Below are 13,242 nucleotides of genomic sequence, written 5' to 3' on the forward strand. Positions count from 1 at the left end.
TTTTTTTGCGAAAAAGCGCCTGCGGTCAATCCGCCGACGGGACCGTCCGCCGTCCGGACGGCAGGTTGATCCACGTTCCCTTTTTCCACAGCCACTCCACGGGACCGTGCGAGTGATGCTTCAGCCAGAGCCGCGAGAACTGGTACTGGACCACGACGATGCCGATGCCGATCAGAAGCGCGTAGACCGTTCCGACGTGGCGGTAAAGCCCCAAGCCCCAGTTGTAGAAGAGCATCGTTCCCAAAACGGATTGCAGGAGATAGTTGGTCAGGCTCATGCGCCCGATGGCCGCGAGCGGTCCGACCGCGCGGCGGAACCCGGCGAAAGCGTACCACAACAGCACCACGCCCGAGACCATGACCATCGTCTGCGCAAGGTTGTACCACGCCGCAGTCATTACCCGCAACGGCGTACCCTCCTCGCCCCAGGTTCCCGCGAGCAGAAAGGTGGCCGCCAGACTGCCCGCCAGCGTCCACCCCCAAATGCGGCGGTTTTGCGGCTCGTCGTAAAAGAGGCGCCGACGGCCGAGGAGCATGCCGCCCACGAACAGAGCCAGGGTCTGCGTGACGCGGCCGCTGTTGAGGTACCACGCCAAGGTCATCGGCTGTCCGTAGCGCAGGCTGGATGCCAGCGTGTCGGCGAGGTTCCCCTCGGTAAAGGCAGGGAGCGCCGCATCGCCCCAGACGGAGGCGTCCACGTAGTGCACCATGCCCTCAGCGAGCTGCCAAAGTTCGAACGGCTGCGCCGCCAGCAAGACGAAGAGCGCCCATAGCCACCGCGTCGGGAGCTTTCCGAGCCACGGCATGAGCAGCCCCAGCAGGGAGTAGAGCACCAGCACGTCGCCGTTGTAGAACGCGGTGTTCACCATGCCGATCCCGAACAGCAGCACCATGCGCCACGTGAACCGTGCAGCGAACGACCGGCCGCGCTGCGCCTGGTTGTCGCTCTGGATGTAGAAACTCAGCCCGAACAGGAGGGCGAAGATGGTGTACATCTTCCCCGCCAGCAGCCACCAAGCCGCCTCCGCCACGGGCTTTTCCCACCCCGCAACCAAGGCGCGGTCCAACTCCAGCCCGGCCCAGTAGAGGTTGAAATGTTCACAGGCGTGGATGAGGATGATACCGGCCACGGCGATACCGCGCAGCGCGTCGGCCACGTGAATGCGGGTGTTGGGCAGATTCGAGGTGCGGTACGTGTCCATTCCGGGGAGGTTCGGATCGTGTACGGGCGCTACCGTTGCGCCTCGGTCATGTTGCGTACGTTCTGCTCGTCGCGGCTGACGCGGCGTCCGCCGTAGCGGCCCAGCAGCCAGCCCGCGGCAAAGACGATGGCGTAGATCAGCACCTCGACGAGCACGTTCTCGAACCAGTTCCAAATGTTTTTCGAGAAGATCACGATCAGCAGCACGGCAATCAGCGCCAGTGCGCCGTAGACGATCCATTTGGTCTTTTTGTTCATCTTGCGTTCGGGTTAGGGTGTTGGTTTATCTGCCGACGACGGCCTCCAGTTCCTCGACCGTGACGGGAATCTTCCGGTCGCCCAGCATCCGGTTGCCCGTCTCGGTAATCTCGAGATCGTCCTCGATGCGAATGCCGCCGAAGTCGCGGTAGGACTCCAGCGCATCGTAGTCGACGATGCCTTTGTAGAGCCCCTCGGCGCGGCATTTGTCGATCAGCGCGGGGATGAAATAGATGCCCGGCTCGTCGGTGATTACCGTGCCCGGCTCCAGCCGCCAGGCGGCGCGGTAGATGCACGTGGCCGAGGCGGCGGCCCGCTCGGCGATCTGCGCGAAATCGAACGACCGCTCGCCCATCGCCTCGCAGTCGTGCACGTCCATGCCCAGCCCGTGTCCCAGCCCGTGTGGCATGAAGAGCGTCATGGCCCCGGCCTCCACGGCCTGCGAAGCCGATCCCCGGATCAGCCCCAGTGAGACGAGCCCCTCGGCGAGGACTCCGAATGCGGCGTTGTGCAGCTCGGTGTACATCATATGGGGACCCGCGATGCGCGCCACGTGGTCGTGAGCCGCGAGGACTATATTATATATGTCTTTCTGCTGTTGGGTGAACTTGCCGCTGACGGGGTAGGTGCGCGTGTGGTCCGAGCAGTAGCCCTCGACGGACTCGGCGCCCGCGTCGCACAGCAGCAGGCGTCCGTTTTCAAGCACCCCATCGGCGTTGAGGTTGTGGAGCGTCTCGCCGTGCTGCGAGACGATCGAGGGGAACGAAACGCCCTGGCCCCGGGATTTGGCGACCCCCTCGATGGCCCCGGCGATCTGGCGCTCGACGATGCCCGCGCGGCACATCTTCATGGCCAGCGTGTGCATCTCGTACCCGATCCCGAACGCGCGCTCCATCGCTTCGATCTCCTCCGGGCTCTTCTTCTCGCGCATCTCGGCCACGGCCATCATCAGATCGACCGACTTGTAGTCGTGCAGCAGCCCGGGTTTGATTCCGAGCAGCGCCGAGAGCTGCAATTTCGTTTCGCCCCGGTAGGGCGGCAGGTAGTGGATGCGACGCCCCAGCGCAATGGCCTTGCGCAGACGCGGCTCCAGCGCCTCCATCGGGAATGTGGCCGTGATGCCGACCCCTTCGCCCAGCTCGCGCAAGGTGGGCTGCGGGCCGGTCCAGATGATGTCCTCGACGGTGAAATCGTCGCCGTAGAGCGCCTCCTCGCCCGACTCGCAGTCGATCACGCCCGCCAGCGCGGGGGTATTCAGACCGAAATAGTAGCGGAACGTGGAGTCCTGCCGGAAATAGTAGGCGTTATTGGGGTAGTTGTTGGGGGTCAGGGGGTTGCCCGGGAGCAGGATGATTCCCTCTCCGATCTTGGCGCGCAGGGCCTCGCGGCGTGCGGCATAGGTTTTTGCTGAGAACATAAGGTTGCTGTTTTCAGCAAAATTAGCAAATAATTTTGAATTGTGAATTATGAACGGTGAATTCTCTTCCGTTGCAGCCCCTCGGGCAGCGGCAGCGAGAGCCGCGTGAGGCTGACGACGGCCCCCGTGAGGGCGAAGCCGCCCGCCAGGAGGAGCGCCGTGCGGGTGCTGTGGCCGGGCGCGAGGTGGAACAATAGCGCCATCAGCGCCGCGCCCGTGGTCTGACCGAGGAGGCGCGCCGTGGCCAGCATGCCGCTGGCCGAGCCGCTGCGGTCGGCAGGCGCCGAAGCGATCAGGATACTGTTGTTGGGCGACTGGAAGAGCCCGAACCCCGCGCCGCACAGCACCAGCCGCCAGACGATGCCGGCCGTGGAGGGTTGCGCGGGCAGAAAGGCCAGCAGCAGCAACCCGGCCGCCATGGCCGTCAGTCCCGTGCCGCCCAAAAGCCCGGCGTGGACCCGCTCGACGAGCATCCCGGCTACGGGGGCCACGACCATGATGACCGCGGGCCAGGCCGTGAGCAGCAGGCCGGTCTGCACCTCGTCGTAACCGCAGCTCTGCTGGAGGTAGAACGGCAGGGCCACCATCGCCAGCATCTGTCCCAGGAACGAGCAGACGGAGGTGGCGACCGAGACCGAGAAGATCGGGATGCGCAGCAGGTCGAACGGCAGAATGGGGTACTGCTCGTGGAGCTGGCTGCGGACGAAGAAGAAACCGACGATCAGCAGCGCGGCGATCCCCACGGAGAGGATGCGCGGGTCCATGCCGTGCGAGAACCCCTCGACGGAGGCCATCATCAGACCGAACGTGAGGGCGTTCATCCCGGCATCGCGCCACCGGAACCGGCGGCCGCGCACCCGCACGGGGTTCTGCGGCAGGAAGCGGCGGCTCAGCGCGAGGGCGACGATCCCTACGGGGATGTTGACGGCGAACAGCCACGGCCAGTGGGCCACCGAGAGGATGCCCGCGGCCAGCGTCGGTCCGGCGACCGAGGAGACGGCCACCACCGTCGCGTTGATGCCCATGCCGCGGCCCAGCTGCGCGCGGGGGTAGATGATGCGGATCAGGGTGGTGTTGACCGATGTGACGGCCGCGGCGCCGAAGCCCTGTATCACGCGCGAGAGCACCAGCGTGGGCAGCGACGCCGAGAGGGCGCACCCGACCGAGGCCACCGTGAAGAGCATCAGCCCGCCGATGTAGACCTTGCGGTAGCCGACCGCGTCGCCCAGGGCCGAAAAGGAGAGGAGCGTCACCATGATGGCCAGCTGGTAGGCGTTGACGATCCAGATCGAGTCGGCCGCCGGGATGCCCAATTCGCGCGAGATGGTCGGCAGGGCTACGTTGGCGATGGCGCTGTCGATGACCGACAGCCCGACGCCGAACGCCACGGCCAGGATGGCCCACAGGCGGCGGGGCATGGGCAGCCCGTCGGCCGGAAGCGTGGATATGGGCAAGGAGGCATTCATTGCGACGGCAAAAGTACGCAATTTTTGCGCTAAGCGGCGTTCGAACCTATATATAATATGTTATTTCGAACCGCATGTGAAAAGACCCTGCCCTGCCGATTCCTCCCATTCGTTCGCAATGACGATATGCCCTCCTCGACCTTTCTAAAGTGAATTGCCGCTCTTTTTCCTTGTCTGCCTCCAGGTGCTCACCAGGCAGAGCACCACCACGATCACCAACAACAGGTCGATGCCGCCCGATGTTCCGGGAAAGAGCAATCGGGTGGCAAAATGGATGGCCAAAGCCGCTACGCCCAGCAGCAGCGTCAGGATGCGGATGACTTTTTCGATTTCCATGAGGTACGTTCTTTCGGTTCAGATGGTACAAACATACGAACAAATTTCCCGAATAACAAGAAATAATTATCGAAAATCGATAAAAATCACTTGACAAATAAAATCGATGCTCTTTTTCCGTCTGAGAATAACCCGGTGCAAAACCATCTCTTTTCCAACGTGCACCTGAAAAAATCGCAGCAATTTTATTATCATAAGTTATTTTTATATACATTTGCAAATGACGGTTCGATGCGGCAGGGAGCGATTCGGACCGGCAGGAGCTGCTGAAAATGATCTTAACGTCATCCATATCATTTCGTTTTGCCGCCGCCGCAGGCACGCCACATCGTGCCCGGACGGCTGTAATGCGTAAATTCCCCCCCCCCTCCAAGTTCCTGCGAACGAATAGTTAACACGGCCTATTTCTAAATCACACCCCGACAGAACGCACTGTCGGGGCGAATCCGTTTGTATCCATTTCTCACTAAAAACCGAAACAATATGGGAAAAATCTACCGATCCATCTCCAGGTGCCTGCTGCTGTTTGCAGCCGCATCCCTGCTGCCGCTTTACGGCCTTGCCGCCGAAGGGCAGAGAGGAGAGCCTGCCGTGCAGGCTGCAAAGAGATACCCGATCCACGGCATTGTCCGCGACGAAACGGGTTCGCCGATGGTCGGTGCCGCCATTGCCTGCGACAAGGGCGACGGCTGCATCACCAACTCCGAAGGCCGTTTTTCGATCGTGGTCGACAGTCCCAACCAGACCCTTACGGTCAGCTACCTCGGCTACGAGCCGTTCGTCTTCGTACCGGGCAACCGCACCTCGTTCGACATCGCCCTGCAACCCGAGGCCAATTTCCTCGACGACGTGGTGGTGATCGGCTACGGCAGCCGCAACCGCCGCAGCCTGACCAGCTCGGTGTCGTCCATGAAGAAAGACGACGTGGCCACGCTGGCGCCGGTTTCCACCTCCGTGCAGGACCTGCTGGGCGGCTCGGTCAAGGGCGTGCAGGTGACCCAGAGCTCGGGTGCGCTGGGCTCGGTGGCCAAGATCAACATCCGCGGCGTCACCTCGCCCGTTCCCAACATGACGTCGGGCGTGGCCAACAACGCGCCGCTCTACGTGATCGACGGCGTCCCGCAGTTCGTCGACGACACGCAGGCCATCAACCCGCTGCAAACCCTCTCGCCCAACGAGATCGAGTCGATCGACATCCTCAAGGACGCCTCGGCCACGGCCATCTACGGTTCGCGGGGCGCCAACGGCGTCATCATCGTCAACACCAAATCGGGCCACCGGGGCGACCGCGCTTCGGTCGAGTTCGGCTACACGCTCAGCGTGGCCAACCCCGTCAAGACCTACGATCCGCTGAACAATGCCGAGTACCTCGCGCTGCAAACCGAATCGCTCAAGGGGGCTGCCGCCGCCTTGCAGGAGGGGATGCAATACGGTACGCTGGTGCTCGACTCGTACTATGCCGAAATTCTCTACAAATACGGCATCGATCCGGATACGGGCGAATTCCTGGGACTCAACCGTTCGCTCTACGGCACCGCGAGCACCGACTGGGACAAGATCGTGCGCAACCGCAACGCCGTCAGCCACTCCTACACCGCTTCGGTGCGCGGCGGTACGGACAAGAGCGACTATTCGGTGGCTTTCAACGGCATCAACCAGCAGGGACTCTACCTCCGGGACAAGATGGAGACTTACAGCGGCCGTATGGCCGTCAACACGCAGCTGGCCCGCACGGTCCGCATCGGTGCCCTGATGAACTACTCCTACTCGCAGCGCGAAACAGGCCAGCTGGACGAAATGTACGGCCCCACGCGCAACTACAAGTACGCTCCGGATCGAACCCCCTATGCCGAGGACGGGAGTATCAACCGCCTCGAGGGCAACTACATCTACGGCATGGAGGGAACCTCGCAGGCCTCGCCGCTGGGGCTGCTGGCCAACAGAAACCTTTTCGAGAACGAGTCTTTCGCCGCTTCGGCCTATACCGACATCACGCTCTACCAGGGCAAGGAGCACGGGCTGAAATTCCACGCCGACCTGAGCGCCATGATCTTCAACTCGAAGAGCAACTCGTTCTCGCCCCAGTCCACGCAAGTTATCATGCCCGGGTTCAACATGCCCTCGACGCTCTACATCGGCAACGGACGCACGACCAGCACGTCGGTCAATTTCCGGCTCGACTACGACTGGCGACGCAACGACCACACGTTGCAGGTCATGGGCGGCTACGGCAGCGACCGCACCCACTCGACCGGTTCGAGCTTCTCGTTCAGCGGATTCCCCGACGACAAGGTGCTCACGCAGCCCTCGGCGGCGCGTGAATTCGTCAGCGGCACCGACAGTGCGCTGCGCGGCGGTTTGAATTCGGTATACAGCCGTGTCTCCTACAACTATGCAGAGCGCTATTTCGCCGAGGTGAGCCTGCGGGCCGACGCTTCGTCGAAATTCGGTATCAACAACCGCTGGGGCGTCTTCCCGGCCGTATCGGCCGGCTGGATGATCAGCAGCGAGCCCTTTCTGGCCGGCACGGACAAGATCGACGAACTGAAGCTGCGCGCCAGCTGGGGCAAGACCGGTTCGACGAACGTGCCCGATTTCTCCTACATCCAGTATTACCAGGTCAACACGGGTGCGGACGGCGGCAACATCTACGGCAACAACTCGGCCGTCGTGTTGCAGGATTTCCTGCCCAATCCCGATCTGAAATGGGAGATGACCAGCGAGTGGAACGTGGGTCTCGATTTCGCATTCTTCGACAACCGCCTCTTCGGTTCGGTCGACACCTACTACCGCTACACCGACGGGGCGCTGGCCCCGGCTCCGCACATTCTCGAATCGGGCATGTCGCAGTTTTACAGCAACATCATCGACATGTCCAACCGCGGTGTGGAGATCCTGCTCGGCGGCGACATCTTCCGCACCAAGCATTTCACCTGGACCTCCTCGGTGAACCTTTCGCTCAACCGCAACAAGGTCGAGAAGCTCAATGCGGCCCAGCTGAACACCGCGCTTCAGGACGCGCTGGTCGAGGGCTATCCCGTAGGCGTGGTAAAAGGCTACCTGGTCGACCGCATCTCGCAGAACATGGAGGAGGTCACGGCGCTCGATGAGGCCGCCATCGCAAAAGGGCATAACCAGGGCTATCAAGGCGGTATGCTGGGCGTAGGCGACTACATCATGCGCGACCTCGACGGCAGCGGTCACATCTCGGCCGACGACCGCGCCGTAGTGGCCAACCCCGAACCCAAATTCTTCGGCGGCTGGAACAACCGTTTCCGCTACCGCAACCTCACGCTCTCGCTGCTCTTCCAGTTCTCCTACGGCTCCGAAGCCGTTTACGAGTCGCTTCTGAACGACCTGGCCGGCTCGTTCGGCCAGAGCGTCTCGCGCGAGGTCTACGGCCACACCTGGACGCCCGAGCGGCCCGATGCCCGCTACCCGCGTCTGGTGGCGATGGGAAACTCCTACAATTCCCGGATAACGGACCGTGCGGTCTTCGACGCCTCCTACCTGCGTCTGAAAAACCTGACGCTCTCCTACGCGCTTCCGAAGAGCTGGTCGAACCGCATCCGCACGGAGAACATCTCGCTCTATTTTACGGCGACCAACCTCTTCACGGTCACCTCGTGGCCGGGTATCGACCCCGAAACGGTGGGCGCGATGGTCATCGACATGGGCTCGAACGACGACCCCTATCCGCTCTCCCGCAGCTTCATGTTCGGTGTGAACCTCAAATTCTAAACCTCTAAAACACGAAAAGTATGAAATCGAGCTATAAAATAGCGGTCTTTTTGCTGACGCTGGTTCTGGCGTCCTGCTCCATGCTGGGGTCGCTCGACGACCTGGAGATCGAATATGTCCAGACGGACGAGACGGTTATCTCCGATGCGGCCTCGGCCGAGAATCAACTTGCAGGTATCTACACCGGCTGGAAGAATTTCGGGGTGTCGACCTTCTTTTCGAACCAGGCGGTCCGGGCCGGCGTTACGGCCAACTCGCAGATCGTCGGGAGGAATCAATTCCTGATCAACGTTCTCGAGGAGACCAACCAGTCGCTGGAGAATTTCTACACGGGCATGTATTTCATCATCAACAACGCCAATTCGTTCATCGCGGCCCTCCAAAAAGCCGATCTGCAAGACCTCTCCGATGCGCGACGCAACGAAATGCTGGGCGAGGCCTATTTCATGAAAGCCTTGTCGGAATACTACCTGCTGATGACTTTCGGCGAGTTCTACGACCTCACGTCGCGCTTCGGCATCGTTATCTGGAACGAGCCGGTCCGCTCGAACACGCCCCGGGCGCGCTCTTCGGTCAAGGACTCCTACATGACGATTCTCGAAGACCTCGAAAAGGCCGAATCGGCACCCGTCGAGCCTGCACTGGGCCACGCGGGCAAATACGCCGTGATGGCGCTCCGGGCCAAGGTGGAACTCTCGATGCAGGACTATCCCGCCGCCGCCAAAACGGCCGGCGACCTGATCGCTGCCAACGACGCGAGCCTCGAAGCGGATTTCCTGGCGCCTTTCGGCAACCCCTACGGCTCCACGGAGCAGTTGTTCAACCTCTACTGCACCTATCCCAACGCCACGCAGTCCAATTCGTACAGCACGTTTTACAGCCGTCCGGGCGCGCCGCTGACGGCCCTGGCCGATCAACTGGTCGGCGATCCCGACGACGGACACTTTTCCGAGGTCGATTCGCAGATGTATTTCGACTGGCTGGCCGAGGGGACGAACGAGCAGGATATGGTAGCCTTTATCAATGCCATGTACGAAGAGTTCTTCGGTCCCGACTATTACGGTTCGGTGCAGGATATTATTGATGAATACATGAGCTACGAGATGACCGAAGAGGAGGCGAAAGCCGCCGTTGCGGAGGAGTTCATCGGCCCCTATGCCCAAACGGTCGGCAAGGTCTTCGAACTGGAATTCAACGGCGAGGGGTACGACTACCGTTATCTCCAGACCTACGATCCCGTGTTGATCCAGGGCGAATGCAAGATGAGCAAATACATCTACAACGACTACCCCGAGGTGGCCGGACCGTCGAACTCGATCTTCCTGCTGCGCATGGCCGACGTCTACTATGTCAAGGCCGAGGCCGAAGCCCGGCAGGGCGGCAGCCACCTCGCGGCCGCTCGCTCGGCCTTGGCCCGCGTGCTCGAACGCGCGAAATACGACAAGGCCTATGTGAACGCCATTCCCGCCTCCGATCTGGTGCGGCGGATCATGCAGCACCGTTTCATGGAGAATTTCGGCGAGAACCAGGACGACTATTTCGACCAGGTGCGCGCCCTGAAACTCGACGGCGCGAATTTCTGCCCCAATCCGCTCGTGGCCGCCGGCAAGACCCTCATAGCACCCGTGCCGCGTGCCGCGCGTGCCGGAAACAACCTGCTGGAACAGTTGCCCTAAATTTAAATAATGGATAGAAAGATGAAACGCATTTCCCTGATTTGCGGCCTGGCGGCACTCGCGTGCTCCTGCGGGCCGAAAGGTTTTGTGGTCGACGGCACGTTGGCCAACGCCGAGGGCGGCAAGGTGCTGCTCTTGTACCAGAACAACAAGGGCGAGGAGATACCCGTGGACAGCGCCGTGGTCGAAAACGGCAAATTCCGGCTCGAGGGCCGCGTGGAGACGCCGGAAATGCACCGTCTGACGGTGAACCTCAATCCCGCAGGGACGCCTGACGAAGAGACGGATTACGGCAAAATTTTCTCCGAGCGCTTCTATCTCGAAAACTCGCCCATCACGTTCGTGGCCGACGCGAACACGATGCAGAGTTATTTCTGGAATCCCGATCGCAAGACCGTGCCACCGACCATCGAAGGTTCGGCCGAGCAGGACAAGGCCGAGCTGCTTACGGAACGTCAGCGCGAGGTCAACGAACGGTTGAACGCGCTTTCGAGACGCATGACCGAAGAGTATTACGGCCCCATGTTCGATTCCGGAGAGCATGTCGTTCCGGCTGTCGGAGCAGAAATCGCGGCCGAAGAGATCGAGGCCTCCAAAGAGAGACGGGAGATCACGCTCGCTTTCGTGCGCCAATTTCCCGATGCTGCGGTCTCGTTCGACCAGGTCTCCTACCTCTTCGGCGACGGCAGCGTCAGCCCCTTTACGGCGGCTCAGATCGACGAGTTCATGGCCATTCTCGAACCCGCCTGGAAAGGAACGGCCAAGTTCGAGTGGCTCAAGGGCCAGGCCGAAAAGGCCAAGCAGTTGGCCGTTGGCGAGAAATTCATCGACTGCGAGTTCTACAACCGGGAGGGAGAAAAGGTGAAACTCTCGTCGGTGATCCCCGAGGGAAAGATCTGCATGCTCGAATTCTGGGCCTCGTGGTGCGGACCCTGCCGCGGTGAGATACCCCACCTGAAGCACGTGCGCGAGCGCTATCCCGATTTCGACATCGTGAGCGTCTCGATCGACGAGAGCGACGCCGACTGGAAGAAAGCCCTCGACGAGGAGAAGATGGACTGGGTGCAGCTGCGCGACGTGGGGATGATGGACGGCAACGCCATGAAGCGTTACAACGTCTTTGGCGTTCCCTGCTGCATCATCCTCGACCGCGAGGGCCGCTTTTACAAGACCGACATGCGCGGCGCCTACCTCGACGCTTTCCTCGTGGAGACTTACGGACGTTAGACCGCTCTTCCCGCATACCAAACGCCCCTCCGGAGCACCGGAGGGGCGTTTCATTGTTTCGAACCGCAAATCGCTTCGAGGTGTTGCGTCCTTATCCGCTATCCGATACGCCGTGCATAGAGGTCGAAATCGGCATGCCACTCGCCGTCCTCTCCCACGCGCACGTCCTGCCAGTGAAAACGGCTCGCTTCGATCCGGACAAAGACCCATTTCCGCCTTTCGTCCTCCAGCGAGCTCAGCACGATGCAGTCGCCCACGCGTCTGGCTTCGAAGCGCATGATCCGTCCCGTATAGCAGTAGGCAATGTCCCAGGTTCGGGTGGCGGGTTTGTAGACGCGGAGCGTCGTTCCGTGTTCGAAGCCGGGCAGGAGAATGACATCCTGGATGGCCATGCCGTCGAGAATCCGTGCAAAGTGCCACTCGCCCCGGATCGTGCGTCCGGTATCGTTGTCGACATAGTCGATCTCCCAACTGCCGACCAGCTCCCCGAAAAAGTCGTATTCTTCGGGCTGCGCCGCGTTTCTGCATTCGCTTATCAGCGTTCCGATAAAGTGTTGCATAAATAACATTTCCGCTTCCGTCCGGAAAGACCCGCTCCCGGTCCCCGAGAGCAGTCGAGAGGTCGCAAAAGATTCCCCGCTTTCGTTCTTAGCGACCGAAATTGTGAATTATGAATTATGAATTGTGAATTTACACAGTTGGTCGCCTCGTCGGACCAGTTCCCGCGTGCGGACGGCGCAGAGCGTACCCTGCGCTACCTGCGCAACGGGGTTTCCGTCGGTGTCGTGCAGCTCTTCGAGCCGCTGTTCCACCACGCCGGTGGTCGCGCCCAGAAAGAAAATCTCCTCGCCCACGGCCAGCGGAGCGGCCTCGACGAGCACCTCGGCCACCGAAATCTTCTTGTAAAAATTCACGACCTTGCCCACATAGACCTTGCGGCGCGTGGCCGCCGAACCGTAGTGCTCGCTGTGCTCGGCCACGGGACGTCCGGCGTAATACCCCTCCCAGAAGCCGCGGTTGAAGACCGTCCCGAGACGCTCCTTGAGCCCTGCGGCCAGTTCGGGGGTGTAGGTCCCGGCTTCGAGGGCCCGCAGAGCCTGGTCGTAACATTCGACCACACGCTTGACGTACTCGGCGCCCCGCGCGCGGCCCTCGATCTTCAGCACGCTCACACCCGCCCCGATCATCCGGTCGAGAAAATCGACGGTGCAGAGGTCCTTCGGCGAGAGGATATACTGTCCGTCGGTGTCGAGCTGGGCGCCGGTTTCGCGGTCCGTGAGGGTATATTTGCGGCGGCACAACTGGCGGCAGGCGCCGCGGTTGGCCGAGCAGCCGGTCTCGTGAAGCGAGAGGTAGCACTTGCCCGAGACGGCCATGCAGAGGGCGCCGTGGGCGAACATTTCGATCTCGACCAGCTCGCCGCGCGGTCCCCGGATGTCGTTTTCGACGATCTCGCGGCGGATGGCCGCCACCTGCTCCAGGGTCAGTTCGCGCGCCAGGACCACCGTATCGGCCCACTGGGCGTAGAACTTGACCGCCTCGGAGTTGGAGATGTTGCTCTGGGTGGAGATGTGGACCTCGACGCCGATGCGGCGGGCGTAGAGGATCGCGGCCATGTCGGTGGCGATGATGGCGTCCACGCCCTCGCGTTTGGCACGGTCGATCACCTCGTGCACGGTCAGCAGTTCGTCCTCATAAACGACGGTGTTGACCGTCAGGTAGGTTCTCACGCCCGCGGCATGGGCCGTGCGGACGATTCGCGCCAGGTCGTCGAGCGTGAAATTGGCCGCCGAGGCCGAGCGCATGTTGAGTTTGCCCACGCCGAAATAGACCGCGTCGGCACCGGCCCGGATGGCCGCCGCAAGGGATTCGTACGACCCCACGGGGGCCATGATTTCGATGTCGGAACGTTTCATACGGT

General features: G+C 61.6%; 10 protein-coding genes. 3 read left to right on the top strand and 7 right to left on the bottom strand.

Features of this window, described 5'->3' with window-relative positions; all coding sequences use genetic code 11:
• Positions 1–25: 25 nt before the first annotated feature.
• From ACMQ11_RS11035 to ACMQ11_RS11055, 5 genes are all read right to left on the bottom strand, one after another.
• Positions 26–1,201 (bottom strand): DUF418 domain-containing protein, encoded by a 1,176-nt coding sequence (locus ACMQ11_RS11035; RefSeq protein ID WP_418992826.1) that lies wholly within the window; start codon positions 1,199–1,201, stop codon positions 26–28.
• 29 nt (positions 1,202–1,230) lie between these two features.
• Entirely contained in the window at positions 1,231–1,458 is a 228-nt protein-coding gene (locus tag ACMQ11_RS11040; protein ID WP_418992827.1) for a hypothetical protein, read from the bottom strand.
• A 25-nt stretch (positions 1,459–1,483) separates the two neighbouring features.
• Positions 1,484–2,875, bottom strand: coding sequence for an aminopeptidase P family protein (locus ACMQ11_RS11045; protein WP_418992828.1), 1,392 nt, complete (start codon positions 2,873–2,875; stop codon positions 1,484–1,486).
• Positions 2,876–2,922: 47 nt separating this feature from the next.
• Positions 2,923–4,293 (bottom strand): MFS transporter, encoded by a 1,371-nt coding sequence (locus tag ACMQ11_RS11050; protein ID WP_418993035.1) that lies wholly within the window; start codon positions 4,291–4,293, stop codon positions 2,923–2,925.
• 192 nt (positions 4,294–4,485) lie between these two features.
• Positions 4,486–4,677 (bottom strand): hypothetical protein, encoded by a 192-nt coding sequence (locus ACMQ11_RS11055; protein ID WP_418992829.1) that lies wholly within the window; start codon positions 4,675–4,677, stop codon positions 4,486–4,488.
• 483 nt (positions 4,678–5,160) lie between these two features.
• Here ACMQ11_RS11055 and ACMQ11_RS11060 point away from each other — a divergent pair, with 483 nt between their 5' ends.
• Genes ACMQ11_RS11060 through ACMQ11_RS11070 form a run of 3 tightly spaced genes read left to right on the top strand, consistent with a single transcriptional unit; the run spans position 5,161 to position 11,321 of the window.
• Complete coding sequence (locus tag ACMQ11_RS11060) at positions 5,161–8,418, top strand: SusC/RagA family TonB-linked outer membrane protein (protein ID WP_418992830.1); 3,258 nt, start codon at positions 5,161–5,163, stop codon at positions 8,416–8,418.
• A 20-nt stretch (positions 8,419–8,438) separates the two neighbouring features.
• Positions 8,439–10,094, top strand: a complete 1,656-nt coding sequence (locus ACMQ11_RS11065) for a RagB/SusD family nutrient uptake outer membrane protein (RefSeq protein ID WP_418992831.1) — start codon at positions 8,439–8,441, stop codon at positions 10,092–10,094.
• A gap of 21 nt (positions 10,095–10,115) precedes the next feature.
• Entirely contained in the window at positions 10,116–11,321 is a 1,206-nt protein-coding gene (locus ACMQ11_RS11070; RefSeq protein ID WP_418992832.1) for a DUF4369 domain-containing protein, read from the top strand.
• A gap of 98 nt (positions 11,322–11,419) precedes the next feature.
• Here the strand turns inward: ACMQ11_RS11070 and ACMQ11_RS11075 are convergent, their stop codons facing one another.
• Positions 11,420–11,881, bottom strand: a complete 462-nt coding sequence (locus ACMQ11_RS11075; protein WP_418992833.1) for a hypothetical protein — start codon at positions 11,879–11,881, stop codon at positions 11,420–11,422.
• Positions 11,882–11,989: 108 nt separating this feature from the next.
• Complete coding sequence (locus tag ACMQ11_RS11080; protein WP_418992834.1) at positions 11,990–13,237, bottom strand: peptidase U32 family protein; 1,248 nt, start codon at positions 13,235–13,237, stop codon at positions 11,990–11,992.
• Positions 13,238–13,242 lie beyond the last annotated feature (5 nt).

The organism is Alistipes sp., from assembly GCF_048465575.1.
In the GTDB taxonomy this organism is placed as follows: domain Bacteria; phylum Bacteroidota; class Bacteroidia; order Bacteroidales; family Rikenellaceae; genus Alistipes.